Raw genomic sequence first — 26,152 nt, forward strand, 5'->3', positions numbered from 1 at the left:
TAGTCTCGGATACGCGCCTTGTCCTCGTCCCAAGCTCAATCCTACGCTTCTGCCGGCAACGGCTCTCTAACCGGTTTCTTCAGTGTCTTTCGCTATAGTCGCCGCGCCCTCGGGCTGGTATGGGAGACGTCTCGTGGCTTGACCCTTGGCCTTGCGATCTGCACCCTCGTTGCCGGTGTACTGCCCGCGGTAGCGGCCTGGGTCGGCAAGCTGATCGTCGATGCAGTAGTGGCGGCCATGGCGCTGCACAGCCAGACAGATAGCCCGCTGGAATTTGCCACGCTCTGGCCGGTGCTGCGTTACGTGGCCCTGGAAGCGTTGGTGATTGCCCTGATCGCCCTGGCCCAGCGCGGTCTTTCGGCGCAGCAATCCCTGTTGCGGGCGCTGCTGGGCCAGAAGGTCAACGTGATGATTCTCGAGAAGGCCGGCACCCTGACGCTTTCCCAGTTCGAGGACTCGGAGTTCTATGACAAGCTGACCCGGGCCCGCCGCGAGGCCTCGACCCGGCCGCTGGCGTTGGTTACCAAGACCTTCGGCCTGCTGCAGAACGCTATATCTCTTGCCAGCTTCGCGGTGCTGCTGGTGCAGTTCTCGCCCTGGGCGCTGCTGATTCTGTTGATCGGCGCCCTGCCGGTGTTCGTCTCCGAGGCCAAATTCTCCGGAGATGCCTTTCGTCTGTTTCGCTGGCGCTCACCGCAAACCCGCATGCAGATGTATCTGGAGACCGTGCTGGCCCGGGAAGACAGCATCAAGGAGGTCAAGCTGTTCGGCCTGGAACCGTTGTTCTTGAAGCGCTATCGAGATATTTTCGAGAGCCTCTACGCCGAGGATCGACGCCTGACGATCCGTCGTGACAGCTGGGGATTCCTGCTCGGCCTGCTGGGTACGCTGGCCTTCTACGGCGCCTATGGCTGGGTGGTGATTGAAACCATCGGGGGACGCCTGACCCTGGGGGACATGACCATGTACCTGATGGTTTTCAAGCAAGGCCAGTCGGCGCTCTCGGCAAGCCTGACCGCCATCAGCGGCATGTACGAGGACAATCTGTATCTGTCCAATCTGTATGAATATCTGGAACAGCCGGTGGCGCCCTCCACCGGCATGCTGACCCAAGGCGCTCTGCCCGGCGACGGCATCCGCTTCGAGAGCGTCGGCTTTACCTATCCTGGCACTCAGACGCCGGTGCTTGAGAATATCGATCTGCACCTGCGCCCAGGTGAAAGCCTGGCGCTGGTGGGCCAGAACGGCTCCGGCAAGACCACGCTGATCAAGCTGCTGACCCGGCTCTACGACCCAAGCGAGGGGCGAATTCTGCTCGACGGCAGCGACCTGAAAGAGTGGGATGACGCCACCCTGCGTCGGCGAATCGGCGTAATCTTTCAGGATTTCGAACGCTACCAGCTGCAGGTTGGCGAGAACCTCGGCGTCGGTGATGTTGGCGCCTTCACGGATACCGAGCGCTGGGAGCGTGCCGCCCGCCAAGGCATGGCCAACAACTTCATCGAGCGCATGGAACATGGCTACCATACCCAGCTCGGACGCTGGTTCAAAAACGGCCAGGAGCTTTCCGGGGGCCAATGGCAGAAGATCGCCCTGGCCCGGGCCTACATGCGCGAAGAAGCGGACATTCTGGTGCTGGATGAGCCCACCGCCGCCATGGACGCCGCCGCCGAGGCCCAGGTCTTCGAGCAGTTCCGCCGCCACGCCCGGGAGCGCATGACGCTTTTGATCTCGCATCGTTTTTCCACGGTGCGTGCAGCGGACCAGATCGTGGTCATCGACGGCGGCCGTATCATCGAGCACGGCTCCCATGAAACGCTGCTTGCCCGGGAAGGGCGTTATGCGCAGCTGTTTAGGTTGCAGGCGGCGGGGTATAAATAGTTCCAACTTGCTCTCGTTAAACTATAGCAACATGCTGTCTAATATCGATAAATACGCTCCGAGGTAGTTATCATGCTTCTGGATCAACTGCATCAGCAGCGCACGGCCATCATTGCAGCCGGACATGAATTTGGTGCCCGACGCATTCGAGTGTTTGGGTCGGTGGCACGAGGCGAAGAAAGTACCGAGAGTGATGTGGATTTTCTGGTCGACTTCGAGCCGGGCTACGATCTCTTTACTCAACGCCTACCTTTGGCAGAACGCCTGGAAGAGATTACCGGTCATCGAGTGGACCTGATTCCCGAACACGAGCTTAACCGACATTTGCGTGACCGAGTGCTGTCAGAAGCCAAGGATCTATGACTACACTAAAGTCCTCGAAATTCCTTCCGAGGACTTCAGTATGTCAACAACTCACGAATGCCGGGGCAGTTGTCTCTGCGGCGCGGTAGATCTGACCTTCACAATCGATAATCACCAGGTAGATGCCTGCCACTGCAACATGTGCCGTAAGTGGGGCGGTGGTCCAATGTTTGACGTCGAAGCACACCACGGGGTATGCATCCAGGGCGAGGAGGATGTCACGATCTACGCCTCTTCGGACTGGGCGGAGCGCGGTTTCTGTCGTCAGTGCGGCACCCACCTCTTCTATCGGCTCAAGCAAGATGGTCACTACGCCATCCCGACAGGTCTGATCGATGACAATCCGCCCTGGATTTTCGAGCAGCAGATATTCATCGACGAAAAACCCGACTTCTACGACTTCGCCAATTCAACTAAGAACATGACCGGTCAGGAAGTCTTAGAGGCCTTCGGCGCCGCGCCGGAGTAACGTCGGGCAAAGGTTTCAGTGCCAGGATTCTCCCGCTCACCCACTTGCTCTGCGCTGTCTGCGCGCTCATCATCTACGGGCAATTTTGCTCATTTCAGAAAGGACGCACAGATGACCATTTCCGTAGGCGACAAGATTCCTGATGTCACCCTCAAGACCAACGGCGCCAACGGCCCGGAAGATATTTCTACCGGCGAGCTGCTTGCCGGCAAGCGGGTGGTGCTGTTCGCGGTCCCCGGTGCCTTCACGCCGGGCTGTTCGAACACTCACATGCCCGGCTTCGTGATCAAGGCGGACGACATTCTCGCCAAGGGCATCGACACTATTGTCTGCATGGCGGTCAACGACGCTTTCGTGCTGGACGCCTGGCAGAAGGATCAGAACGCCCAGCAGATCAAGATGCTCGCCGATGGCAATGCGGAATTTACCCAGGCGCTGGGCCTGGAACTGGACGCCACCGGCGGCGGCATGGGCATTCGCAGCAAGCGCTTTGCGCTGATCGCCAACGACGGCGTAGTGGAATATCTCGGCGTAGACAGCAAAGGCGTGCAGGAAAGCAGCGCCGAAACGGTATTGGAACAACTCTAACCAGCATCATGAAAGAGAACCCAGCCGGATTGCTCGGTTGGGTTCCTGAATTAAGTAAATCACCATGACCACTACCGTGTTTTTCGCTGTTATCGGCGCAGCCATGCTTCACGCCGTATGGAATGCACTGGTCAAAGGTAGCGCCGATGTGCGAGTGAGCATGGGCGCCGTCATACTGGGCAACGTCCCTCTTGCTTTAGTGATCATGCCTTTCGTGCCGCTGCCCGCACCGGAAAGCATTCCTTTCCTGGTCGCAGCGCTTGTCCTGCATATGGGCTATCAGCTGTTCCTACTGCAATCCTACCGCCTGGGCGATCTCACCCAGGTTTACCCTATCGCGCGAGGCTCCGCGCCCCTGATCGTTACGCTGTTTTCCGTAATCGTTCTAGGAGTTTATCTGACCCCTATAGAACTCATAGCAATCGTCGTGATCGGTGTGGGAATTTTAAGCCTCTCGCTGGTTCGCCGTGCAGACGGTCTGCGCAATGGCCATGCGGCCTGGCTTGCCTTGATCACCGGTGGCTTCATCGCATCCTATTCGCTGGTGGACGGCATGGGGGCGCGTCACGCCGGCACATCGCTGGGTTATTATTGCTGGCTGGCGATTGGAAACGGCATCGTCATGGCACTCTACCTGATGACCACCTCACCCAATGCTCTGCGTGATATTGTGGGGAAGGGCCGAAAGACCTTCGTGATCGGTGGCAGTGCAGCATTCATCGCCTACGCGCTGGTGACCTGGGCGTTTACTCAGGCCCCCATCGCATTAGTCACGGCACTGCGCGAGACGAGCATCGTGTTTGCGCTATTGATCGGCGTGTTCTTTTTGAAAGAGCGCCTTGATCTGGGCAAGGTCTTCTCGACCATGACGACGCTCCTGGGTGTGGTGTTGCTGCGCTATTTCAAATAGCTCGATGTGAAGGTCAGAAAACATCGGCAATTTTTTATCTACTCGACTTCTTCTCCGAGACCAAACGTGCTGGGCAATTTTATTTCGAACATCAAAGCTCTTTATCTAACGTCAGGACAAGGCGCCCGTACATCGATTCAGGGCTCCACGCTAATCGCAACCCGGAAATACTGAGGCGTTACCGTTCGCTTTATCTGTTTCACCAGTATCTGGTAGGCATGCTGATCGGAAGGAACATGCGGGAACTTCTGGGGGTCCATCGGATCCTGGAGCAAAGCGCTGATATTGTCATCTTCAAGCACCTGCAATGAAACCTGCTGATCGGCCTCGGTAATCAGTTGATAACAAAGCGTTTGCTCCGGCAGGATCATATCGGCGATGACGGTGGAGTCCGCTTCAGGCTCGAAGTCGATTGGGGTGCAATCATCCTGGGCCAGCACTGGACCACCCAAGATGAGAAAAAATGCGGGCAGTATCAGCCCATGGAATCGACGCTTGCTCATGTGGGGTACCCATCCGATCTATGTGGTCATATTCTATATCGATTCTGGCAACGCCTGCTCCATCGACTACAGTGAAAAGCTTCCTGCAGTCTACGAAACCTGTAAAAAATAAAGGATAAGCACAAGGCCGTGCCGCACAATCGCTAGCGTCGCGCTAGCTTGAACTCGGTGTCAATCACCAATAGGAACTACTGCGCCATGCCAAACTCGGCAAAGTGCAGCAGCTCCTCAATATGATCATCAAAAATTCTACATTTAGAAACTCGCGTTCAGAACTTAAGGCCCCGCTTTTTCAATGATTTATTAATCTCTATTTTTACAGCATGAGGAGTCATTATTTTAATAATGTTAGCAACTTTGTTTTCAGGGTTGATCGGAATAGAAAGAAGTTTTGGATCAACCTGGCGGATGACATTGATCTGCGCAGTACCGGTTTTTCTGGATTCGGGGCTGTATTCAAGCAATAGTTTCATGACCCAAAAAGAGTTGGCGATATCAAGTCTTTTCAATCCTTGGTAATCGCTATAAAAATGGTGTGCGGCTCCAAAAGACCCGATCCTTTGATCGAGGTAAAATCTATCTCGCCAATCCATATCCAAGGCCAGTTTTTCGTCCAGGGATTCAATATAGCAATTAATCGCGTCGTACCAATCATCCGATCTTGCAGCGCTATTCAACGGACGAAGTATCTCATGAGCATCTTTGGGCTTTTCTGAAGATAACTTAGGCCAATAATAGCATCTACCCACCTCAAACCCGGCACCATGCAATACTACATCGCCCGAAGAAAAACAGTTTTCTCCCATCCCCAAAATATAACCGTTGTTCTCACCATTAATAATAAAGCTATCAGATGCTTCCAATAATTCGTATTTTCTTTTCTCTGCATCTACGTCTGTAGGCACCCAAAATTCATGACCAAACCCTGCTAGCTTGGCTATCCTAGGCGGAAATTTAAAATCCTTCTTTGGCAGCTTTTTGTATTTATTAGTATAGGTTTTAAAATTGCTTCCTGTATTTTTGGCGATAGCTAACAAGACGCGAGTGTCCAATCCTGCCGTCAGTGACAACCATGTATTTTCATGGTTGCTTTTGCATTGAGACATAGCGTTGGTCAAGGACTGTATCAAATCGGGGCCGGTTTCCAGGTCTGGCGCCTGAGCACTTATGACTCCTGTTATTGGCTCGATAGCTCTTTGAGGGAGCAGGCGGTATACCTCTTTTCGCGTCGTGTACGGTGCTGGAACCCAGTCAATGCCGCTTCTATGGACGACGTCCCATTCAATGCGCGTGGTTTCTTTGCCAATATATTTTCCCAGTATAGAAGGCGAGCTGGAGATCCATACACAGCCCTCCACCTCTCTATAGAAAAGACCCATCAGACCCGATGCATCGGAAATACACCGACCAGATGTAAAGGCTGCCCATCGCCCCGACAAGAATGCTGCCTCTCGGTCTATGGTTGCCATGCTGTTCCTGCTGAGAATACTGACAGGGTCTTCATTCAATACTGAAACAGCGAAACCAAACAGGGCGAAAGCATTGCCATCAGACAACTGACTAAAGATAACATTGGAGTCGTTAGAATAGGACAAAACAACGTCTCTACCTAAACTCGTGTTTCTCCAGCCCTCTTTTTCAAATACTGGCGCAGGTCCAATGACGAAATTATTTTTTGCGTTTAACATGCCTTACACCCTGATTAGCGCTTTTGCCGGATAGCATAATCAAGAACCCGTAACGCCAAATGCACAAAGACCCTCAAAAAAAGGGCCTATTCTTTACACTGAAGGCAATCGGCAAGTCGCATCAGATTGCTACGTCGCGCAGGATCAAAGTCACTTCTTATTGTTGGGTCTTGGTCAAGGGTTGCGGCAGAATGCGCTCGACGGTTGCGTTGCGATCCGGCGCCCCGCGTCCAGCGATCGTCTGACTATCCAATAGCGCTTGATCACGAGAACGCACTCGCTCGATGATTTCCTTGGCATCCGCATCGCAATAACCAAGCGCGGTCAGTGCGTGGGTGCCAACGCAAAAGGCGCCATCGATCGTTTCCCGCACCGCACTTTTTACGTCCATATTGATGAGCTTGATCGCATGAATGCGATCATAGGCGCGGGCCAATATGTCCAGGTGATCGAAATCCCGCTGCACTAGAGCCACAATTCGGTCGCACGCATCCGGATCGTCAACGCATACAATGACCAGCCGCGCCTCCATCGCGCCCGCCGCCTGGAGCACGTCACGACGTGTGCCGTCGCCGAAGTGCACGCGAGAACCAAAGCGTCCCGCCTCGTGTACCCGCTCCGCGTCGTTGTCGATGATGGTAACGGACAGGCGCTCCGCCAATAGCGGCTGCGCAACGATCTGACCAAAGCGGCCGAAACCGACGATCAGCACCGCACCCCCCGCATCGCTGAAATCTTCATCGATGGATTTGGACCTAGTGGCACTGAAAAGCCAGCCATCGACCCGATCAAGTACGGAAGACGCCGCCATGGACAGGGTGACGATAGCCACCAGAATGGAAGCGGTCTCGTTATCCAACAGCGCAGCGGATGCCGCCGACGAGAACAGCACGAAGCCGAATTCGCCGTGCTGCGCCAGAGCCAGAGCCGTACGTGCTGAGGTCTCGTGACTTGACCGAAACAGCCGTGAAACCAGATAGATCGCAAGCCCCTTTAGGGCCATGAAAAGCGGCACCGCGACAAGAATCAGCAGTGCGTTATCCATCACGCTGTTCAGATCGAGAGACAACCCCACGGCGATGAAGAACAGCCCCAGGAACAGGCCGCGAAACGGCTCGATATCGGCTTCGACTTCATGCCGATAAGACGACTCCGCCAGCATGACACCGGCAATGAACGCTCCCATCGCATAGGACATGCCGGCAAGATCCATAAGTAGTCCGGACGCAATAACCACCCCGAGGGCGCTTGCGGTCATGATCTCCGGCATCCGCGCGCGAGCCAATATACGAAACATGGGCTCGAGTGCAAAACGACCGACCGCAATCAGCAACCCGATGGCCAGAATGCCGACGCCAACGGCTAAAAGATTGTGGCCGAGACTCATTTCTTCGCCAGTGGGAGACAGCAGCTGAACCAGAAGCAGTAGAGGAACGATCGCTAGATCCTCGAACAGCAAGACCGAAAAGGACGCCTGGCCATACTCGCTGCCCCGCTCACCCTTTTCGTCCAGCACCTGAACTACCAGCGCCGTGGACGAAAGGGCTAGGCCAAGGCCGATGATCAGGCTGGCCTGCCAGTTCAAACCGAACAACAGCGGAGGAATGGCCAGCACTGCGCCACAAGCCAGCACCTTGACGAGGCCGCGGCCGAAGATCGTGCCGCGTAGCTCCCACAGTCGTGCCGGCCTGAACTCGAGGCCGATCACGAACAGAAACAGCACGATACCGAACTCTGCGAAATGCAGCAGCTCCTCCGGGTGCTCCGACATACTGAACGGCAACACTAGCGCTGCCGCAATACCCGCCACCAGATAACCGATGATCGAGCCAAGCCCGAGCCTACGAAACAACGGAACGAATAGACAGGCCATCACGATCAGCCCAAGGGCTTCCCAGAAACGCAGTTCCAGGGCGGTGGGATCAAAGCTCGGCACGGGTGGCTCCTATCTTTATGCGGTGTGATGTCAAAAACAATGACTGCAGCAATTGCAAGCATGTACGACAAAGGTTCGAACGAACTATCGGACACTACGCGAAAAAGGCATCACGGTCAGAAAGGCCGCTGCTGTGATCATTGTGACGTTTTGCATAGAGACACAGCGACCTCTACTGCTTCTAGATCGCCACTTTATCCCTTTTGTTGAACACCTTGGGCTCGAACCAGCGCTCAGAGAGCGACAACGCCTTGCTTGAGGGCAGCTGGAACAATGCGGCATTCCGGCAGAGGCGGCCATAAAAGTCGTACTGCTACGATTTGAATACCCAGATCATTTGCGTTCCGTTTGGCCTCGGTATAACTAATGCCCATACAGAGTAGCGCTCGCTGCAATACCACACCCGCTTACTTCTTCCTGAATTACTGGTTTCATATCTATATCAATTGACATTTAATTTAGGCGACATGCGCAAGCGCGTGCGGTTTAGGCCTGAAAATCCAATCGCTGAAAACCTGCAGAAGCCGCCGATGGTTCCCAATTTCAATAAAAGCAATACTGCAGATACTTAAGACGCCTCTTCCATGATCATCTTGAACGCTTCGGCATCTTTGTCACTGAAGAAGCACAGTGTCACGTCAAGTTCGTGACGCGGTAATTCCTCGGCCAGCACGTCGAGTACCACCTTTGCCGCTTCGTCGAAGGGATAGCCGTAAATACCGGTGGAAACCGCCGGAAAGGCGATGCTCCGACAGTCGTTTTCGGCGGCCAGCGTCAGAGCGTTGCGATAGCAGTTGGCGAGCAGGTGCGACTTGTCCTTGGTCTTGGCGTAGACTGGCCCCACGGTGTGAATCACGTAGCGCGCCGACAGCTTGAAGCCATCGGTCAGGGTGACCTCGCCGTCCGGCAAGCCGTCAGGCCAGTTGGTGTCGCGCAGGCGCTGGCAGGCCTTTTTGAGTTCAGGGCCAGCAGCGCGGTGAATGGCGCCGTCCACGCCACCACCGCCCATCAACGAATGGTTGGCGGCATTGACGATGGCGTCCACCTCGATCCGGGTGATGTCATCGACGACCACATTGATCCTTCGTGCGAGCAGTTCCTTGTCCATGGCTCCCCCTGATATTGCCTGAATCATGTTGACTCACTACTGAGCGTAGCAGCTACGACGCTGGTGAACCCGAACCGGCTGACCTATGATCGTCGGCTTCGATGAACCTCGAGCCCAGCCATGCAAGCCCATCTCGAACAGCGCGCCCTGAAAATTTCCATCGCCATGACCCTGGTCGTTGCCGGTCTTGGCATTACTCTCGGTTTATTGGCGGGCTCCCAATCAATCCTGTTCGACGGGGTGTTCTCCAGCATCGACGCCACCATGTCGATGCTGGCGCTTTGGGTTTCGCGACTTGCCCAGCGCGAAGTCAATCAGCGCTTCCAGCTTGGCTACTGGCATTTCGAACCCATGGCGGCGGCATTCAACGGCGCCATTTTGATGCTGCTGTGCTTTTATGCCTTTCTCAATGCGGTACAGGGGCTGATGGAAGGCGGACGCGAACTCGCCTTTGGCATGGCGATTGTCTATGCGGTGCTGGTCGCAACGGTCTGCTTCTCCATGTATGTGTTCGAGAGTCGCCTCAATCGAGAGGCGGATTCCGAGTTCCTGCGTATCGATATTCAGGGCTGGCTGATGGCCGCGTTGATCACGTCCGCCCTATTGGTGGCTTTCGCCCTCGCTTGGCTACTGGATGACACTGCCCTGTCGCATTGGACTCCCTATGTGGATTCGCTGCTATTGGCAGTGCTGACGCTGTGCTTTATGCCGGTCCCCATCGGCATCGTGCGCCGTGCCCTGAAAGAGGTGTTTCTGATTGCACCGAGCCATCTCGACCGGGAAGTCCATGATGCCATGCAGCAGGTGATGCAACGTGCCGGTCTACTCAACTACTACAGCCATGTGGCCAAGACCGGCCGGGGCTACTTCATCGAAATTCACATCATCACTCAACCAGACTTTGCCAGCGAGCGCGGCATGAGCATGCTCGACGAGATCCGTGAGGAAATCGCCGCGCAGTTGAGCGCCCCTCCAGAGCGGCGCTGGTTTACCGTGGCCTTCACTGCCGATCCACGCTGGACCTGAGCATGCTCTTTTATGCAAGCACTGGTAGTGTCCTTATTCAGTACGCTCTTTTCATTGCCCGAGAAACATAATGACAACCCGCCCCAACCCACGCATCCTGCTGCGCTTACTTTCGCTGCTCAGCCCCTATCGATGGAGGCTGATAGGCGCCGCTATCGCCCTGCTGGTGGCCTCCGGTAGTGTCCTGCTGCTGGGTCAGGGACTGCGCCTAGTCATCGATCAGGGCTTCATGGCGGAAGACGTCTCTAGCCTCAATCAAGCCTTGGCAGGGCTACTTGCGGTGGTTGCCGTGCTGGCGATCGCTTCGGCAGCTCGCTATTACCTGGTGACCTGGATCGGAGAGCGTCTGGCGGCGGATCTGCGCCGCCAGGTCTTCGATCACTTGCTGACTCTCGAGCCGGATTTTTTCGAAAACAGCTTGAAAGGAAGCGGCGGCGCCGGCGAGATTCAGTCGCGCCTGACTGCGGATACCAGCGTGCTGCAGAGCCTGTTCGGTTCTTCCTTGTCCGTTGCCCTGCGCAATCTGCTGATGCTGATTGGGGCGATCATCTTGATGCTGGTCACTCAGCCCTGGCTCAGTGCGCTGGTGCTGCTGGGCATTCCTGCCACGGTGCTGCCGATTTTGTGGTTTGGTCGTCGGGTGCGACGGCTGTCGCGCCATAGTCAGGATCGTATTGCCGAGCTGGGCCGCTATGCCGGTGAGGCGCTGACGGGCATTCGCACCCTGCAGGCCTTCGGCCATGAAGACGCGGATAGACGCCTCTACGGGCATCATGTGGAAGAAGCCTTCGCAGTAGCCGTCGATAGAACACGCCAGCGTGCCTGGTTGACGGGTATCGCCATGCTGGTGGTGTTCACCGCCGTCGCTTTCATGCTGTGGCAAGGCGGTCATGCGGTGCTTGCTGGCGAAATGAGTGCCGGTGAACTGTCGGCGTTCGTGTTCTACGCGGTACTTGCCGCCGGCGCCGTGGCGGCGCTGGCGGAAGTGGCCGGCGACGTTCAACGCGCCTCGGGTGCCGCGGAGCGTCTGCTCGAACTGCTGGACGCCAAGGCCGTCATCACTGCCCCACCTGCCCCGCGAACCCTCGATGATCCCTTGCGAGGTGAAATCGTTGCGCAAGATCTACGCTTTGCCTATCCCAGTCGACCGGACACCCCGGCGCTGACCGATCTCGATATTCACATTCATCCCGGTGAACGCGTTGCTCTGGTGGGCCCCTCCGGCGCGGGCAAGAGTACGCTTTTACAGCTGCTGCTGCGTTTCTACGATCCTGATGACGGCAAGCTGATGCTGGACGGCGTGGATCTTCGCGATCTCGATCCGGCGGAATTGCGCCAGGCCATCGGGCTAGTCGCCCAGGAGCCGGTATTGTTCAGCGGCAGCGCCGCGGACAATATCCGCTATGGGGCGCCCGAGGCCAGCGATGAAGAAGTCGTTCAGGCCGCCCGGGATGCCAACGCTTTGGAATTCATTCAGGCGTTACCCAAGGGTTTCGATAGCTATCTCGGCCCCGGCGGTGTTCAGCTCTCCGGAGGCCAGCGCCAGCGTCTGGCCATTGCCCGAGCGCTGCTACGTAACCCGACGGTACTGCTGCTGGATGAGGCGACCAGTGCCCTGGACGCAGAGAGCGAGCGGCTGGTGCAGGAAGCGCTGGATCGGCTCATGGTGGGTCGTACCAGCCTGGTGGTCGCCCATCGTCTGGCCACCGTGGTGGCCGCGGATCGACTGCTGGTTTTTGATCACGGCCGCCTGGTGGGCGCCGGCACTCACACCCAGCTGCTCGAAAGCAATCCGCTGTATCGTCATCTGGCCAGCCTGCAGTTCGATCTGGAGACGGGCCAGACCTCTTCTTTCACGAACGTGGAGACTCACTCATGACTTCACCGCGTCTTGGCTTCATCGGCATCGGTCTTATGGGCGAACCCATGACCCATCGTCTGCTGAAGGCAGGCTATAGTGTCACGGTGTTCAACCGCAGTTCGGACAAGACCCAGGGTGTCGAAGCCGCTGGCGCCCGAGTTGCTGCCTCGATTGCAGCACTCGTCAAGGAGGTGGACGTCATCCTGCTCTGTCTGGCCAATACCGCCGCTGTCGAGGAAGTGGTATTTGGAAACGAAGGCGTTGCCGCTCACGCCCGTTTTGACCAACGGCTGGTGGATTTCTCCAGCAGCGATCCGGCGGCGACTCGGGATTTTGCTTCACGCCTGCGCGCTGAGTGCCACATGCCCTGGATCGATGCCCCGGTGTCCGGCGGCGTGACCGGCGCCGAGTCGGGAAGTCTTGCCATCATGTGCGGTGGCGAGGCAAACGACATCGAGGCGCTGCGTCCGCTGTTCGAGCCCTTGGGGTCTCGCATCACCCACATGGGACCGGTGGGCAGCGGACAAGTCACCAAGGTATGCAACCAGATGATCGTTGGCTGTAATGCCCTGGTGATCGCCGAGATGATGGCTTTGGCGGAGGCCAGCGGTGTCGATGCCGCACGAATTCCCGAGGCACTGACCGGAGGATTCGCGGATTCCAGACCGTTTCAGCTTCTAGCGCCGCGCATGGCAGCGGGCGATTTCGACTCGCCGCCCTGGCATGTGCGTACCCTGCTCAAGGATCTTGATATGGCAGTCGCCCAAAGTCAGCGTAGCGCCAGTGCCGTGCCCATGAGTGCGCTGGCAGCACAGCTATTCCGGCAGCACGCGAGCTTGGCAATGCGGAGCGTGATCCGGCAACCTTGATCGAGCGATATCGTCACTCGCAGACAAAATCAGACGCATGACTGATAAAATTGGCGCAGTTTTCGTGAATTTTCACTTCACAAGTATTCAAGAACGTTGACTGCGCGCCGATAATAGACGAATGCGATAGTAACAATACCTGTTCATTTCGTTTGATAGCGATGGCTCATGCGGCTCATACCAACCAAGCTCCTCTTTCATCGATACGCGCTATCCGCTCTGGGGATTTTGCTGCTGATCGCAGGCGTCGTTCTGTGGCAGCAAACGAGTGTCTTTTTCAGTGAGCAGAACGCCCTGCAATCTCGGATGGAGCTGGTTTCCATCATTGTCTTGATCGCGACGATCTCTCTGCTCCTCTTGGTCATGCTGGTCGTCTCGTTGCAGCGCTACTGGCTCAATCGGGTGCATCTACTCGTCGATTATGTAAAAGGCCAGCAGGAGGGCAGTGTCAGCAAGCCTCCGGCCACACTTTTAAAAAATCGTGATGACATTGCCCTACTCACCGGCGAAATTCATTCGCTGTTGGAAACGCTTAGACAACATAACGAGACGTTGCGTGAGCAGTCTCTCATCGACCCTCTGACCGGGCTAGGTAATCGACGCTTGCTGGATCAGCGCCTGGAAATTGCGCTCCCCATGACCCGGCGACGTATCGCACCCTTGTCGATCCTGATGATCGATGTAGATCATTTCAAAGCCTACAACGATTACTATGGGCACCCTGCCGGCGATGCTTGTCTAGTAGAGATCGCCAACGTCCTGCGAGATACCTTTCGCCGCGAAACGGACATCCTCGTTCGTATCGGGGGAGAAGAGTTTTTGGTGGTGCTGCTGGACAGCGACGAGGAGTCTGCCCTGCGTTTGGCGGAAGCCATGCGCAGCATGCTGCAGGCGGTCGGCATTCCCCACGCTGCCTCGCCCACGCATTCGGTGGTGACCGTGAGCATCGGCGTGGCCACCGCCAAGTCTGGTACTCAACTCGATGCGGACAGTCTGATTGCCTGTGCCGATTCGGCGCTCTACCAATGCAAGGCTCAAGGGCGCAACCGCATTCTTGGTTACGCCGTGGACAGCGATACTTTCAAGACTCAGTTCACCAAGTTGAAGCAGCCGATCGGCACCAGAACCTGAATTAAATGCCATGAATTGAGATGCCACAGCCTCTCTCGTACACTCGACTGATGTCTTTCAACAGGGAAACATCATGGCTTTCGCAGGAACATCGAGCTACATCGCCACGGATGCGCTGCGTCTGGCCGTCGATGCCGCGGTGATGCTGGAGCGTCCGCTGCTGATCAAGGGCGAGCCCGGTACCGGCAAGACACTGCTGGCCGAGGAGCTGGCCCAGTCGCTGAATACCCCTCTCATTACCTGGCACATCAAATCCACCACTAAGGCTCATCAGGGACTCTACGAATACGACGCGGTCAGCCGTCTTCGAGATTCTCAGCTGGGTGTGGAGGGTGTGGAAAACGTGGCCAACTACATTCGACCCGGCAAGTTATGGGAAGCCTTCGAGGCGGATCAGCGCGTGGTCTTGCTGATCGACGAGATCGACAAGGCGGATATCGAATTCCCTAACGATCTGCTTCAAGAACTCGATCGCATGGAGTTCTATGTCTACGAGACGGATCAAACCATCCGTGCCCGGCATCGCCCGATCATCGTCATCACCTCGAACAATGAAAAGGAACTGCCGGATGCCTTTTTGCGGCGCTGCTTCTTTCATTACATCGAGTTCCCCGACCGCCAGACGCTGAAACAGATCGTCGACGTGCATTTTCCCGAGATCGAATCCCGTCTGGTCGCCCAGGCCCTGGAAGTATTCTTCGATCTGCGCGAGGCGCCGGGACTGAAGAAGAAGCCTTCCACCTCGGAGCTGATCGACTGGCTCAAGCTGCTGATGGCGGATGAGCTGTCCCGGGAAGCGCTGTATCACAGCGACCCGAGTCAGGCGTTACCGCCCTTGGCCGGCGCCCTGGTCAAGAACGAGCAAGACAGCACCCTGCTGCATCGGCTGGCGTTCATGATGCGCCGTCAGCGTGCCGGTCAAGGTCGCTGAGCCATGTTTCTCGGCCTGTTCGATACGCTAAAGCGCGCCGATGTGCCGGTGTCCCTGCGAGAGCTGCTCGATCTGCATGCCGCACTCGAACGGGGGGTGGTGTTTGCCGACATCAATGATTTCTATCGCCTGGCTCGTCTGATCCTGGTCAAGGATGAGCGTTATTTCGATCGCTTCGATCGTGCCTTTGCCGCCTGGTTCAAGGGCATCGAGGACCTGGATTCCGCCATCGAGGCCTTGATTCCGGATGACTGGCTGCGACGCGAGTTCGAGAAATCCTTGACCGAGGAAGAGAAGGCCAAGATTCAATCCCTGGGCGGCCTGGAGCAGCTGATCGAGACCTTCAAGCAGCGGCTCGAGGAACAGAAGGAGCGCCACGCCGGCGGCAATAAATGGATCGGCACCGGCGGCACCAGCCCCTTCGGCGCTTACGGCTACAACCCGGAAGGGATTCGCATTGGCCAAGACGGCTCACGCCATCGGCGGGCGGTAAAGGTCTGGGACGAACGCCATTTCCGCGACTACGACGACTCCCTCGAACTCGGCACCCGCAATCTGCAGATGGCGCTACGCCGCTTGCGGCGTTTTTGCCCGCACGGCGCCGGGGAAGAGTTCGATATCGACGCCACTATCGAGGCAACGGCTCGGGACAATGGCCTGCTCAATATTCGGCTGAAGCCCGAGCGTCACAATGCGATCAAGCTGCTGCTGTTGCTCGATGCAGGCGGCTCCATGGACGATTACATTCGTATCTGCGAAGAGCTGTTTTCCGCTTGCCGCAGCGAGTTCAAGCATCTCGAACACTTCTACTTCCACAACTGCGTCTATGAAAATCTATGGCGGGACAATCGACGCCGTGACAAGCGCATCAGCACTCAGGAAGTGCTGCGCACCTTCGGCGCCGACTACAAGGTGGTGATCGTCGGCGATGCGGCCATGTCTCCCTATGAAGTCACCCATCCTGGTGGCAGCGTCGAACACTTCAACGAAGAAGCCGGCGCCATCTGGCTAAAGCGCCTTACCACAAAATTCGACAAGCTGGTCTGGTTGAATCCAATGCCGCCCCGGGTTTGGGAATACACTCATTCCACCCAGCTGATTCGCCATCTGATCGACGATCGAATGTACCCCACCACGCTTCAAGGGCTGGAAGCCTCGGTCCGAGAACTGCTGCGCTGACTCTCTTTGTTACATGAGGATACAACAAAGTGCGTATGAGCAATTGCCAGTGCTTGTATACTGTATATAATTACAGCATTGATCCATCGAATGACTTAACTCAATAGCTAGATAACACTATTGTCTTTGGTTATAGTGATTTTCGGCTATAAGTTACAATTATAGCGTTTAGACACTATCGTGGATCGACAGGACATGGTGACCAATATTGGTGTACTGACCGGTGATGTGGTGGGATCTCAGCGAATCAAGGACAAGGATCGTTTCAACCGCACTTTGGATGCGGCGCTGGGCCTCGTCGAAGAGCGCTTCAAGGCCCGCTGCGATCGCTATCGAGGCGATGGCTTCCAGGTGGTCGTTCCCGATCCGGGCAATGCCATGACGGCAGCAATATTGATTCGCGCGGCATTGATTCAACAATCGCCTTCTCGTCACAACACCTGGGATGCCCGCATCGTCCTCGGTGTCGGAACAGGCGAGGTTCCCGAAGCCGAGCGTTTTGCCCAGGCCGATGGTGAGGCGTTCGTGCTGTCGGGCCAGGGGCTTGACGACTTGAGCGATACGCCAGATCGCCTGGCCATCGTTACCTCATCATCCGAATATGTAGAAACATTGACACTGATGACCCGTTTCGTGGACGACATCCTGAGCCACTGGTCGCGTTTTTCGGCGGAAGTTGTGTCATTGAGCCTGCTCCACCAGGAGTCTCAACAGGCCTTGGCTCAACGACTTGAACGTGCCCAGCCCACTATCAATCGTCGTCTGGCGGTAGCTCGCTGGCCGTTGATTCGAGATTACCTAGCCTACGTTTCCTCAAGGCTGGCACAGGGCGTTTAAAGGAATTGCCATGCACCCGACGGCCCTCTCGCTACTATTACTGCTGCTGCTTGCCCATCTTGCCGGCGATTTCCTGCTGCAGGGCAAGGCTTGGGTAATCAGCAAGCAGCAACGCGGCTATCGCTCCATACCGGTTTATCTGCATGCCGGCGTTCACGGGTTGCTGGCACTGAGCGTCCTGTTGATCAGCCAACTGGGGGCTGCGACTGCCCTGCTTACGGCGCTGATGATCGCTTCGAGTCACTTGATCATCGATATCCTCAAGAGCTATGCGCCAGAACAGGTACGTTATTTCCTGATCGATCAGGCGCTGCATCTACTGGTCATTCTTCTGGTCTGGAGCTTTCTGGTGTATCCCTGGCCGCTTCCGCTGCTAGGCAGTTGGCTGCTGGATCCCAAGCCTCTGGCGATACTGCTGGCCTATGTGCTGATTACACGGCCGCTGTCGATACTCATCGCCCTGGTGATGCAGCGCTGGAGCGATCAGATCGATAATCGTGGCACCCTGGCGGATGCGGGCGCCAGAATCGGTATTCTCGAGCGTTTTCTGGTGCTGACCTTTGTGTTGAGCGGCGAATTCACCCCCATCGGTTTTCTATTGGCGGCCAAGTCAGTCTTGCGTTTTGGCGATCTGCGTGAGGACCGGGATCGCAAGCTCACCGAGTACGTGCTGCTCGGCACCATGCTCAGTTTCGCCTTGACCCTGCTGCTGGGACTTGCCCTGCGCCACCTTCTCCAGACCCTATGACGTTGCTTGCCTATTTCTCTCGAAAGCGCCTCCCAAGATGCCGGGTATGCCCACCGCTGCTGCTGCTGATGGTGATCACTCTCGTCATGGCAAGCTGCAGCGGCCTGGAGCAACGGCCCGGCTATATCGTCGATCAACGACGGGTATCGCCATCCCATTCAAGCCGAATACATCATCTGGTGATCCACTACACCGACGGTAATGAATTCCGTTCCCTAAGAACCCTGACCGGCCCCCGAGTTAGCGCTCATTACGTGCTGCCGCTGCCGGCCCGACGTTCCCGAGGCCAGCCTCTGGTCTATCAATTAGTGGACGAGTCCCGTCGCGCCTGGCATGCAGGCGTTAGCGCTTGGAAAAACCGTAGCAATATCAACGATACCTCGATTGGCATCGAGATCGTCAACGAAGGGCCAGATAGGCCCTTTGGAGAAATCGAGCGAATCCTCGACGCTCAACCTTCTGACCTGAATATCATTCACTGGGCGCCTTATCCGGATGCGCAGATGGATACCCTGATACGTCTTGCCCGAGATATCGTCGCCCACCATGACATCGACCCCACCAATGTCGTCGGGCATGCGGACATTGCGCCTTCACGCAAGATTGATCCCGGGCCACTATTTCCCTGGTACCGACTACATCAGGCAGGTATTGGCGCCTGGCCCGAGGCCAAAACGGTGACGAATTATCTCACCCGGTTCAGCCGGCAACCGCCATCGTTGATCGAGCTGCAGACGGCGCTTGCAGAGTACGGTTACCCAATCGAGCTGACGGGTCAGCTCGATACCCAGACACGCCATGTGCTGCGAGCCTTTCAGATGCATTTTCGCCCGAATGACTACCGGGGCTTGCCGGATGCGGAAACTGCAGCAATCTTGTGGGCGTTGCTCGAACGTTATCGAGCCGAAGCGCCATCGTCGAACAGGCCGCCCCTGTGAGTGATCGTTTCAAAGAGCGATGAAGACTATCAACCATCGCCGGATAAATCGGGCTCTCCCGAAAACTGGCGTTCCCGTTCATTGAAATGATTTTCTCGTGCAATTACTGCGCCGTCTTTTATGGCACTTTTTGCCGCCATCCGGGCTTGCCCGTACAATGCGCCAGGTATGACCATCGCTGCCATGTCAGCCTCGCCGCCCAGATTTCAAGGAACCACCGGACCCATGCGCGCCAGTCAACTATTGATCGCCACCCTCAAGGAAACGCCGGCGGACGCCGAAGTCATTAGCCATCAGCTGATGCTACGCGCTGGCATGATTCGTCGTCTAACCTCAGGCCTTTACACCTGGCTTCCTACTGGCCTTCGCACCCTGCGTAAAGTCGAGCGCATCGTGCGGGAAGAAATGGACCGCGCCGGCGCTCAGGAGATGCTGATGCCTGCCGTACAACCGGCGGAGCTGTGGCAGGAATCCGGACGCTGGGAACAGTATGGCCCTGAGCTTTTGCGTGTCATCGATCGCCATCAGCGCGATTACTGCGTCGGCCCGACTCACGAGGAAGTAATCACCGATCTGATGCGCCGTGAGATCGGCAGCTACAAGCAACTACCGGCCAACTTCTATCAGATCCAGACCAAGTTTCGCGATGAGATTCGCCCGCGCTTCGGTGTAATGCGCTCCCGGGAATTCCTCATGAAGGACGCCTACTCTTTCCACATCTCGGAAGACTCCCTCAAGCAGACCTACCAGGTGATGTACGATACCTATGTGCGTATCTTCACCCGACTGGGGCTTGATTTTCGTCCGGTGCTTGCGGACAACGGCTCGATCGGGGGCACCGGCTCCCATGAGTTTCATGTGCTGGCGGATTCCGGCGAGGACGATATCGCCTTCTCCAGCGACTCTGACTATGCCGCCAACATCGAGATGGCAGAAGCCTTGCCCGCGCCCATGGGCGAGACCCCAGAACGTGTGGCGCCGCAAGAAGAACTGCGCCTGGTCGATACTCCAAACGCAAAAACCATCGCTGCGCTGGTCGAACAGCACGGCCTGCCTATCGAGAAGACCATCAAGACCCTGATGGTACAGGCAGCCGAGGGCGGCCTGATTGCGCTGCTGGTGCGGGGCGATCATGCGCTAAATGAGATCAAGGCAGAGCACCTTCCGGAAGTCGCCGTCCCCTTGACCATGGCCACGGAAGATGAAATTCGTGCGGTGGTGGGGGCCGGCCCGGGCTCCCTCGGGCCGGTCAATCTCGACATGCCGATCATCATCGACCGCAGCGTGGCGCTGATGAGTGATTTCGGCGCCGGGGCCAACATAGATGGCAAGCACTACTTCGGCATCAACTGGGAGCGGGACGTGGCACTGCCCAAGGTGACGGACATTCGCAGCGTGGTAGCCGGTGATCCGTCACCGGATGGCCAAGGCACGCTCTCGATCAAGCGCGGCATCGAAGTCGGGCATGTCTTTCAGCTGGGCACCAAGTACAGCGAGGCGATGAACGCAACCGCTCTCGATGAAAACGGCAAGGCCACTCAGCTCTGGATGGGCTGCTATGGCATTGGCATCACTCGCGTCGTGGCGGCCGCCATCGAGCAGAATCATGACGACAACGGCATCATCTGGCCCAACGCCATCGCGCCTTTTGAGGTGATGCTGGTGCCGATGAATGCTCATAAGTCCGAACGGGTGCGTGAGACAGCGGAACGTCTTTACAATGAGCTTAGTGCCCAGGGCATCGATGTGCTGCTTGACGATAGGGATACCCGGCCCGGCGTGAAGTTCGCGGATCAGGAATTGATTGGCATTCCTCATCGGGTAGTGATCGGTGATCGCGGGCTCGACAACGGCGAACTGGAGTACAAGGGTCGTCGTGACGATAACAATACTATGATCCCCGCAGACGAGCTGATCGACTACCTACGTGAGCGCTTACAAGTCTAGAATCCTGGCAAGCATCCTGGCAGCCCTGTTGTCCTCATCGGCAACCGGCGCTGCCGTGGTTCCCGATCGACTACCCAATACGCTGATCGATACGCTGGCGGCCAAGGCGTACAAATCACGGCAGATGACATCTGATGCTCAAAGCCAGCACTGGTTGAGCGTCATGCAATCCCGGTTAGCCCCTTTCATCTCTCAGAGTGAGCATCCAAATCTGCTCGAACGAATACGCCTGGAGGCCGCCCTGGCAGGTCTTTCGGCAGAACTCGTACTCGCGCTCATTCAAGTGGAAAGCGCCTTCGATACCAACGCCATCTCCTCTGCGGGCGCTCAAGGGTTGATGCAGATCATGCCCTTCTGGAAAGAGGTCATTGGGCGCCCGGAAGATGATCTTTTTGATTCCGGACTCAACCTGCGCTATGGCTGCACTATTCTGGCGCACTATTTAGAAATTGAAAAAGGCGATTTGACACGCGCGTTGGCGCGGTACAACGGCAGCCTCGGCCAGACCTGGTATTCCGAACGGGTGATGAAGGCCTGGGCAACACGCTGGCGCCCTCCGTCCGCTCTTGGCTCAAATAGCCTGACAAGAAACTCACAAGAGTAAGAGACACCGTTTACTGGGCTTACTGGCACCAACGCAGATAGCTGTTGTCTGATACAACATAGATATATTCACCACGGCACCGGTCAACAATACTCAGCCTTGCTGAGTAATCATCAATATCAACCATGTATTATTGAGAGCGATTTGAATGCGTTTGGTCATCTTCTCGCTTGGCATCCGAAACGATACGCTAGCGCGATTGTCACGGTGCTAAGTCGTTTTCTTGGGCTTTTACTTCTATTCCTGGCGTTGGGCGCCAGCCGCGGCGCTGAAAGACTTCTGCGTTCGGCGTGGCACCATCCGCGTCATGAAAAATATGCAGGCAGACTGCAAAGTCACTTTTTCAAGTTGCTTACTCATCTGCAGCGTCGACAAACCGATCCATTGACGGGTATCGGCACCCATAGCCTTGCTAACCATGAAATACACAAACTGATCGCTGCAGATCAGACCTTCCTCATAATTCGGCTGGGCATCGACAATATCAATCACATCAACAAAACACTTGGTGAGGATATTGGCGATCAGCTGCTAGTAGCGCTAACCCGTCGCCTCGTGCGTCTGCACTACCATCATGGGCGCCTCTATCGCCTAGGAGGCAACGAGTTCTTGCTCTTGGTCGCGCCACCCTTCGTGGACAATACCTTGCTAGAGCGCTTGAAGGAGCAATTGAGCCAGCCGCTGAAGCTCTCGGGCACTTCGCTGATTCCCACTATTTCCATGGCGGTGCTGCAAAGCCCCGAGGATGGCAAGGACGCCCAGCAGCTTTTACATCGCTCTTCCATTGCACTGATTCAGGCACGCCATTCCCGGGAGGGATTCCATGCCTATCAAAGCGGCCTTGATCATCGCCACGCCCGGGAAAAACGGCTACTCAGCGATCTGGTGAACGCGGTTCAGGATCAGCAGCTTAGAGTGGTGTACCAACCCAAGATTCGGTTAGATGATGGCGCTGTCACGGGTTTTGAAGCCTTGCTGCAATGGCAACATCCGTCCCTTGGGTTGTTATACCCGGACGAATTTCTGCCGCTTGCGGTGCATTCGGGCCATATGGCCCTGGTTGGTCAATGGCTGATCGGGCAAGTGATGGATCATATGGCCGCCTGGCAGGCAAGCGGACATGCCATGCAAATCGCCATCAATCTATCCGCCATTGATCTTGACGATCCGCAGCTCGCCCGACGACTACTCGCTGGCCTGCATCATAGACACATTGCCCCGACCCAACTGATGCTCGAGATTACCGAACAGACGATGATGCTCGACCCCGCTTCCGTAGCGGTGCTGCTGGAGGAGCTGCGCAAGGAGGGCGTCACGGTCGCCATCGACGATTTCGGCACCGGTTACTCATCGCTGACGCAGCTGCGTCGCTTGCCTCTTGATGTTCTCAAGATCGATAAATCCTTCGTGATGAATCTGACAAAGCAACGTGAAGATGCCACCATCGTGCATTCGAGTATTGCACTGGCACATGACTTCGGGCTCGAAGTGGTAGCCGAAGGGGTGGAAACCCCTCAACAACTTGCTCTGTTGACCAAGGCCGGCTGCGATCAGGCGCAAGGCTATCTGATTGCACGCCCCATGGATGAGGACCGCGTTCTCGATTGGCTGATGGAGTACCGGATCAGCACACCCTTGAATTTCATGCCCAGTTAATGACGATCCGACGTTGGCTAAATGACACGCATAAAAAAGCCGACCCGAAGGTCGGCTACAAGGGGGCATTGCCCCCTCCCCTGACGACAAACTTGCGCTATCGTGTAAGCTGCGTAAGCGCGATCACTGCTTACCCTTACGCTTTTGATCTTTGATGATGAAAGTGGCGAGACCACCCATGAAGACAAACATCATCCCCACTGTCACCAGCCCGAAAATGACCGCATCATCCCAGTACATGGTGTGTCTCCCCTTCCTCATAGTCGATGAATTCACTTTAAGGTAGCGACAGCTTATTGATCTTGACCTGAATCAAGGTTTTTACCGAGCTTGAACGGTTGCGTAACAATAATTGACCGAAGTCATGTTTCAGGGGATCTTGCGATCTTCCACTTGCGTATGCTCGATACCCTCATCCAAGGGGTGGCCCTTGGCCAGCTCAGCGCGGGTTGCCTGACGTATATCCAGGATCTCGACGCTATAGCTCAGGGTTTCCCCGGCCAGAGGATGATTGGTATCCACGGTCACCTCGTCGCCGCTTATGGCAATCACGGTGACGATTCGAGGTCCTTCAGGGCCTTGAGCCTGAAAACGCTTGCCCGGCACCAACTCATCGACTCCTTCGAAAGCGCTTCGAGAGACTTTCTGTACCAACGCCCCGTTTCGAACACCATAGGCCTGAGCAGGGGCCAGCGTGATTGTTGTGCGGGCACCAATGGCAAGCCCATTCAGAGACCGTTCGAGACCGGGGACGATGTTGTCGTGACCATGTAGATACTGCAGGGGTGCATTGCGCTGATATGAGTCGTCTAGTACGCTCCCGGCGGAGTCACGTAAGATATAGTGCAGGGTTACGATATGTTGGGGAGCAATGATCATAGGGGCTTCCTTGCGGGTTTACTCGGAACGGCGTAGATGGCGAACAGGCACTTCCAGGCGCTGCTGGCTATGCAGCATGTTGAGCAGCACGATCGCGCGCTCTTCGCCTTTCTGGCTTTCGAAAACGGCTTGCAGCGACCGAAAAGGCCCTTCGGTAATCTCGACGGCCTCACCCGCACGAAAGTAGACGTTGCCATTGAGCGGGGGCGTCTTTTGAGCATTGTTGCGCAAGGCTGCGACGAGTTCGTCATCGACAGGAATGGGTTCGTTGCCGAAGCCCACTAGCTTGAGCACGCCACGGGTTGAGCGAATGGGCCGCCAATTGCTGGCCAGGCGATCGAGGCGAATGAACAGATAATAGGGAAACAGCGGCTCATCGATCCATTGCAGTTTGCCGTTACGTTTCTTTTGTACCTGCAGCACTGGATGAAATACCTCGTAGTCCTGATTGTTCAGGTGCTCCGCGGCACGAAAGGATTCGCCACCCTTGCATTGAATCAAATACCAGCGCGGAATGGCATCGCTGTCTGGTTGATCGAGATCGGTAAGCTGATCGCTCATAGGACTCCATTATTCGAGATCGACTCCAGTGCAAGGCCGAAACATCAAGTGGGCCAGCATGGAAAGCATGAGTTGTGATCAGTCTATCATCGATGCCAGGCATATCGATTCAGGATATCTCCAAAGCTTCAAGGACTTTTCTCATGACAGGAAATCCACGATGACCCGACCAGCGCGCCGCTCCTGGCGGGATGCCCTGGCGGTTTATGCCCAGGCTCCGGTAATCACCATGCTGTTTCTGGGCTTCTCCGCAGGTCTTCCCTTTCTACTGGTATTTTCGACGCTGACCGCCTGGTTGAGGGATGTCGACGTCGAGGTCGCGGCAATCGGTTTCTTTTCCTGGATCGGCATTCTCTATTCGATCAAATTCTTCTGGGCACCGGTGGTGGACCGTTTGCCCTTGCCTCTACTGACTCGGCTGTTCGGTCAGCGGCGCGGCTGGATGCTGCTGGCTCAGGTAACGATTGCGCTGGGGTTGGTGGGCCTTGCTTATACGGATCCTCGCGCCAGTCTTGCTAGCGTTGCGGGTTTTGCCCTGCTGGTCGCGTTCGGTTCGGCGACTCAGGACATCGTCATCGATGCCTTTCGTATCGAATCCGCCATAGAAGAGGTACAGGCCGCCATGGCCTCAACCTACATCATTGGCTATCGCGGGGGGCTGCTGGCGGCCGGCGCCGGTGCGCTCTATGTCGCCGATCTTGCCTCCTGGCACTGGGCGTATTTGAGCATGGCCGGTCTGGTGGGTGTTGGCATACTCACGGTGCTTTTGCGTCCGGAACCACCTCGCTCACCCTTGGGTGTGCAGTTGATTCATGAGCCCAAGGTCCGCGCCTTCTTGAGAGCCACCCGAGGGCGTGCTCGGCCATGGCGTCGCTTGGGGGCCTGGTCCATCGGTGCAATCGTCTGCCCTTTCACGGATTTCTTTTCCCGCTATGGTCGCCGCGCTCTATGGCTATTGGTTTTCATCGGCGTCTATCGCATCAGCGATCTGTCCATGGCGGCCATGGCCAATCCGCTCTATATCGATCTGGGCTTCACCCTTTCCCAAATAGCCAACGTGACCAAGGTATTCGGCATAGCGATGAGCATCACCGGCGGCATCGTCGGTGGGCTGCTGGTGGTGCGCTATGGCATTGGCTCGATGCTGGTTGCCGGTGCCATCATCGTCGCCCTGACCAATCTTCTGTTCGCGATCCTGGCGCTGATCGGGGCGCAAATGCCCATGCTGGTCATCACCATCATGGGGGACAATCTGGCCAATGGGCTTGCCAGCACCGTCTTCATCGCGTTTCTGTCGAGCCTGACCTCACGAGCCTATACGGCAACCCAATACGCGCTGTTCTCGTCGTTGATGACATTACCAGGCAAGTTCATCGGGGGGTTTTCCGGCGTGGTGGTCGCAGGGCAAGGCTACACGACGTTTTTTGTCTTTGCGGCACTGCTCGGATTGCCTGCCATATGGCTTGCCTGGCGCATCAGCCGCGATCCTTCCTTGAGTGATGAGAATCGCGAACCTGGACTGAGCGCAAATCGATAGAT

Annotated in this window: 26 protein-coding genes; 18 read left to right on the forward strand and 8 right to left on the reverse strand. The window is 56.4% G+C overall.

Annotation, left to right across the window (positions count from 1 at the left end):
* Positions 1–18: 18 nt before the first annotated feature.
* From CH74_RS07860 to CH74_RS07880, 5 genes are all read left to right on the forward strand, one after another.
* The gene (locus tag CH74_RS07860) at positions 19–1,881 is read left to right on the forward strand and encodes an ABC transporter ATP-binding protein (RefSeq protein WP_048306916.1); all 1,863 of its coding nucleotides are present in this window, start codon (positions 19–21) and stop codon (positions 1,879–1,881) included.
* Positions 1,882–1,953: 72 nt separating this feature from the next.
* Positions 1,954–2,244 (forward strand): nucleotidyltransferase family protein, encoded by a 291-nt coding sequence (locus CH74_RS07865; RefSeq protein WP_048306917.1) that lies wholly within the window; start codon positions 1,954–1,956, stop codon positions 2,242–2,244.
* 40 nt (positions 2,245–2,284) lie between these two features.
* Positions 2,285–2,713 (forward strand): GFA family protein, encoded by a 429-nt coding sequence (locus CH74_RS07870; RefSeq protein WP_048306918.1) that lies wholly within the window; start codon positions 2,285–2,287, stop codon positions 2,711–2,713.
* A 111-nt stretch (positions 2,714–2,824) separates the two neighbouring features.
* On the forward strand, positions 2,825–3,301 hold the full coding sequence (locus tag CH74_RS07875) for a peroxiredoxin (RefSeq protein WP_048306919.1): 477 nt from the start codon (positions 2,825–2,827) through the stop codon (positions 3,299–3,301).
* Between the two features lie 103 nt (positions 3,302–3,404).
* Positions 3,405–4,211: a DMT family transporter gene (locus CH74_RS07880; protein WP_216594730.1), complete on the forward strand. Its 807-nt coding sequence runs from the start codon at positions 3,405–3,407 to the stop codon at positions 4,209–4,211.
* A 137-nt stretch (positions 4,212–4,348) separates the two neighbouring features.
* On the opposite strand, the gene CH74_RS07885 is transcribed toward CH74_RS07880, so the two are convergent.
* The 4 genes from CH74_RS07885 to CH74_RS07900 all read right to left on the reverse strand — a co-directional run bounded on the left by CH74_RS07885 (position 4,349) and on the right by CH74_RS07900 (position 9,446).
* Complete coding sequence (locus CH74_RS07885) at positions 4,349–4,714, reverse strand: hypothetical protein (RefSeq protein ID WP_048306921.1); 366 nt, start codon at positions 4,712–4,714, stop codon at positions 4,349–4,351.
* A gap of 269 nt (positions 4,715–4,983) precedes the next feature.
* A complete protein-coding gene (locus CH74_RS07890) occupies positions 4,984–6,402 on the reverse strand; it encodes a hypothetical protein (RefSeq protein ID WP_156181434.1) in 1,419 nt (472 codons plus the stop codon).
* A gap of 157 nt (positions 6,403–6,559) precedes the next feature.
* A complete protein-coding gene (locus CH74_RS07895) occupies positions 6,560–8,338 on the reverse strand; it encodes a monovalent cation:proton antiporter-2 (CPA2) family protein (RefSeq protein WP_082140341.1) in 1,779 nt (592 codons plus the stop codon).
* Between the two features lie 568 nt (positions 8,339–8,906).
* On the reverse strand, positions 8,907–9,446 hold the full coding sequence (locus CH74_RS07900; protein ID WP_048306956.1) for an O-acetyl-ADP-ribose deacetylase: 540 nt from the start codon (positions 9,444–9,446) through the stop codon (positions 8,907–8,909).
* A gap of 120 nt (positions 9,447–9,566) precedes the next feature.
* Here CH74_RS07900 and CH74_RS07905 point away from each other — a divergent pair, with 120 nt between their 5' ends.
* The 9 genes from CH74_RS07905 to CH74_RS07945 all read left to right on the forward strand — a co-directional run bounded on the left by CH74_RS07905 (position 9,567) and on the right by CH74_RS07945 (position 18,966).
* Positions 9,567–10,472, forward strand: coding sequence for a cation diffusion facilitator family transporter (locus CH74_RS07905; protein ID WP_048306923.1), 906 nt, complete (start codon positions 9,567–9,569; stop codon positions 10,470–10,472).
* A gap of 70 nt (positions 10,473–10,542) precedes the next feature.
* The gene (locus CH74_RS07910) at positions 10,543–12,351 is read left to right on the forward strand and encodes an ABC transporter transmembrane domain-containing protein (protein WP_048306924.1); all 1,809 of its coding nucleotides are present in this window, start codon (positions 10,543–10,545) and stop codon (positions 12,349–12,351) included.
* A complete protein-coding gene (locus CH74_RS07915) occupies positions 12,348–13,202 on the forward strand; it encodes an NAD(P)-dependent oxidoreductase (protein ID WP_253273004.1) in 855 nt (284 codons plus the stop codon). Before CH74_RS07910 ends, CH74_RS07915 begins: the two co-directional genes overlap by 4 nt.
* A 168-nt stretch (positions 13,203–13,370) precedes the next feature.
* Positions 13,371–14,333 (forward strand): GGDEF domain-containing protein, encoded by a 963-nt coding sequence (locus CH74_RS07920; RefSeq protein WP_053070675.1) that lies wholly within the window; start codon positions 13,371–13,373, stop codon positions 14,331–14,333.
* Between the two features lie 73 nt (positions 14,334–14,406).
* Positions 14,407–15,264 (forward strand): MoxR family ATPase, encoded by an 858-nt coding sequence (locus CH74_RS07925; protein ID WP_048306925.1) that lies wholly within the window; start codon positions 14,407–14,409, stop codon positions 15,262–15,264.
* 3 nt (positions 15,265–15,267) lie between these two features.
* Positions 15,268–16,443 carry a VWA domain-containing protein gene (locus CH74_RS07930; RefSeq protein WP_048306926.1) on the forward strand — a complete coding sequence of 392 codons (1,176 nt, stop codon included), beginning with the start codon at positions 15,268–15,270 and terminating at the stop codon, positions 16,441–16,443.
* A 195-nt stretch (positions 16,444–16,638) separates the two neighbouring features.
* Entirely contained in the window at positions 16,639–17,280 is a 642-nt protein-coding gene (locus CH74_RS07935) for a hypothetical protein (RefSeq protein ID WP_048306927.1), read from the forward strand.
* A gap of 10 nt (positions 17,281–17,290) precedes the next feature.
* Entirely contained in the window at positions 17,291–18,028 is a 738-nt protein-coding gene (locus CH74_RS07940; RefSeq protein ID WP_048306928.1) for a DUF3307 domain-containing protein, read from the forward strand.
* Complete coding sequence (locus CH74_RS07945; protein ID WP_216594731.1) at positions 18,025–18,966, forward strand: N-acetylmuramoyl-L-alanine amidase; 942 nt, start codon at positions 18,025–18,027, stop codon at positions 18,964–18,966. The genes CH74_RS07940 and CH74_RS07945 overlap by 4 nt, the downstream gene beginning before the upstream one ends.
* 29 nt (positions 18,967–18,995) lie before the next feature.
* Here the strand turns inward: CH74_RS07945 and CH74_RS18635 are convergent, their stop codons facing one another.
* Complete coding sequence (locus CH74_RS18635) at positions 18,996–19,151, reverse strand: hypothetical protein (protein WP_156181436.1); 156 nt, start codon at positions 19,149–19,151, stop codon at positions 18,996–18,998.
* A gap of 40 nt (positions 19,152–19,191) precedes the next feature.
* Between CH74_RS18635 and CH74_RS07950 the strand changes: the two genes are divergently transcribed.
* The 3 genes from CH74_RS07950 to CH74_RS07960 all read left to right on the forward strand — a co-directional run bounded on the left by CH74_RS07950 (position 19,192) and on the right by CH74_RS07960 (position 23,173).
* Positions 19,192–20,913, forward strand: coding sequence for a proline--tRNA ligase (locus CH74_RS07950; RefSeq protein WP_048306930.1), 1,722 nt, complete (start codon positions 19,192–19,194; stop codon positions 20,911–20,913).
* 124 nt (positions 20,914–21,037) lie between these two features.
* Positions 21,038–21,517: a lytic transglycosylase domain-containing protein gene (locus CH74_RS07955; protein ID WP_082140344.1), complete on the forward strand. Its 480-nt coding sequence runs from the start codon at positions 21,038–21,040 to the stop codon at positions 21,515–21,517.
* Positions 21,518–21,865: 348 nt separating this feature from the next.
* Positions 21,866–23,173 (forward strand): bifunctional diguanylate cyclase/phosphodiesterase, encoded by a 1,308-nt coding sequence (locus tag CH74_RS07960; protein ID WP_156181437.1) that lies wholly within the window; start codon positions 21,866–21,868, stop codon positions 23,171–23,173.
* Positions 23,174–23,296: 123 nt separating this feature from the next.
* On the opposite strand, the gene ccoM is transcribed toward CH74_RS07960, so the two are convergent.
* From ccoM to rfaH, 3 genes are all read right to left on the reverse strand, one after another.
* A complete protein-coding gene (gene ccoM / locus CH74_RS19810) occupies positions 23,297–23,413 on the reverse strand; it encodes a cytochrome c oxidase subunit CcoM (protein ID WP_298378157.1) in 117 nt (38 codons plus the stop codon).
* 129 nt (positions 23,414–23,542) lie between these two features.
* The gene (locus CH74_RS07965; RefSeq protein WP_048306931.1) at positions 23,543–24,052 is read right to left on the reverse strand and encodes a peptidylprolyl isomerase; all 510 of its coding nucleotides are present in this window, start codon (positions 24,050–24,052) and stop codon (positions 23,543–23,545) included.
* 18 nt (positions 24,053–24,070) lie between these two features.
* Positions 24,071–24,613 carry a transcription/translation regulatory transformer protein RfaH gene (gene rfaH / locus CH74_RS07970; RefSeq protein WP_048306932.1) on the reverse strand — a complete coding sequence of 181 codons (543 nt, stop codon included), beginning with the start codon at positions 24,611–24,613 and terminating at the stop codon, positions 24,071–24,073.
* A 160-nt stretch (positions 24,614–24,773) separates the two neighbouring features.
* On the opposite strand from rfaH, the gene CH74_RS07975 reads away from it, so the two are divergent.
* Positions 24,774–26,150 carry an MFS transporter gene (locus tag CH74_RS07975; RefSeq protein ID WP_048306933.1) on the forward strand — a complete coding sequence of 459 codons (1,377 nt, stop codon included), beginning with the start codon at positions 24,774–24,776 and terminating at the stop codon, positions 26,148–26,150.
* Positions 26,151–26,152 lie beyond the last annotated feature (2 nt).

This window comes from Halomonas sp. PR-M31 (genome assembly GCF_001039575.1).
Lineage (GTDB): Bacteria > Pseudomonadota > Gammaproteobacteria > Pseudomonadales > Halomonadaceae > Modicisalibacter.

Excerpts from the sequence above, each read along its gene's own strand:
- CH74_RS07875 (WP_048306919.1), top strand. The coding sequence starts at position 2,825 with ATGACCATTTCCGTAGGCGACAAGATTCCTGATGTCACCCTCAAGACC.
- CH74_RS07945 (WP_216594731.1), top strand. The coding sequence starts at position 18,025 with ATGACGTTGCTTGCCTATTTCTCTCGAAAGCGCCTCCCAAGATGCCGG.
- CH74_RS07965 (WP_048306931.1), bottom strand. The coding sequence starts at position 24,052 with ATGATCATTGCTCCCCAACATATCGTAACCCTGCACTATATCTTACGT.
- ccoM (WP_298378157.1), bottom strand. The coding sequence starts at position 23,413 with ATGTACTGGGATGATGCGGTCATTTTCGGGCTGGTGACAGTGGGGATG.
- rfaH (WP_048306932.1), bottom strand. The coding sequence starts at position 24,613 with ATGAGCGATCAGCTTACCGATCTCGATCAACCAGACAGCGATGCCATT.
- CH74_RS07865 (WP_048306917.1), top strand. The coding sequence starts at position 1,954 with ATGCTTCTGGATCAACTGCATCAGCAGCGCACGGCCATCATTGCAGCC.
- CH74_RS18635 (WP_156181436.1), bottom strand. The coding sequence starts at position 19,151 with ATGGCAGCGATGGTCATACCTGGCGCATTGTACGGGCAAGCCCGGATG.
- CH74_RS07870 (WP_048306918.1), top strand. The coding sequence starts at position 2,285 with ATGTCAACAACTCACGAATGCCGGGGCAGTTGTCTCTGCGGCGCGGTA.
- CH74_RS07885 (WP_048306921.1), bottom strand. The coding sequence starts at position 4,714 with ATGAGCAAGCGTCGATTCCATGGGCTGATACTGCCCGCATTTTTTCTC.
- CH74_RS07925 (WP_048306925.1), top strand. The coding sequence starts at position 14,407 with ATGGCTTTCGCAGGAACATCGAGCTACATCGCCACGGATGCGCTGCGT.
- CH74_RS07905 (WP_048306923.1), top strand. The coding sequence starts at position 9,567 with ATGCAAGCCCATCTCGAACAGCGCGCCCTGAAAATTTCCATCGCCATG.
- CH74_RS07955 (WP_082140344.1), top strand. The coding sequence starts at position 21,038 with ATGACATCTGATGCTCAAAGCCAGCACTGGTTGAGCGTCATGCAATCC.
- CH74_RS07950 (WP_048306930.1), top strand. The coding sequence starts at position 19,192 with ATGCGCGCCAGTCAACTATTGATCGCCACCCTCAAGGAAACGCCGGCG.
- CH74_RS07900 (WP_048306956.1), bottom strand. The coding sequence starts at position 9,446 with ATGGACAAGGAACTGCTCGCACGAAGGATCAATGTGGTCGTCGATGAC.
- CH74_RS07915 (WP_253273004.1), top strand. The coding sequence starts at position 12,348 with ATGACTTCACCGCGTCTTGGCTTCATCGGCATCGGTCTTATGGGCGAA.
- CH74_RS07910 (WP_048306924.1), top strand. The coding sequence starts at position 10,543 with ATGACAACCCGCCCCAACCCACGCATCCTGCTGCGCTTACTTTCGCTG.
- CH74_RS07975 (WP_048306933.1), top strand. The coding sequence starts at position 24,774 with ATGACCCGACCAGCGCGCCGCTCCTGGCGGGATGCCCTGGCGGTTTAT.
- CH74_RS07880 (WP_216594730.1), top strand. The coding sequence starts at position 3,405 with ATGCTTCACGCCGTATGGAATGCACTGGTCAAAGGTAGCGCCGATGTG.
- CH74_RS07890 (WP_156181434.1), bottom strand. The coding sequence starts at position 6,402 with ATGTTAAACGCAAAAAATAATTTCGTCATTGGACCTGCGCCAGTATTT.
- CH74_RS07935 (WP_048306927.1), top strand. The coding sequence starts at position 16,639 with ATGGTGACCAATATTGGTGTACTGACCGGTGATGTGGTGGGATCTCAG.
- CH74_RS07920 (WP_053070675.1), top strand. The coding sequence starts at position 13,371 with ATGCGGCTCATACCAACCAAGCTCCTCTTTCATCGATACGCGCTATCC.
- CH74_RS07940 (WP_048306928.1), top strand. The coding sequence starts at position 17,291 with ATGCACCCGACGGCCCTCTCGCTACTATTACTGCTGCTGCTTGCCCAT.
- CH74_RS07930 (WP_048306926.1), top strand. The coding sequence starts at position 15,268 with ATGTTTCTCGGCCTGTTCGATACGCTAAAGCGCGCCGATGTGCCGGTG.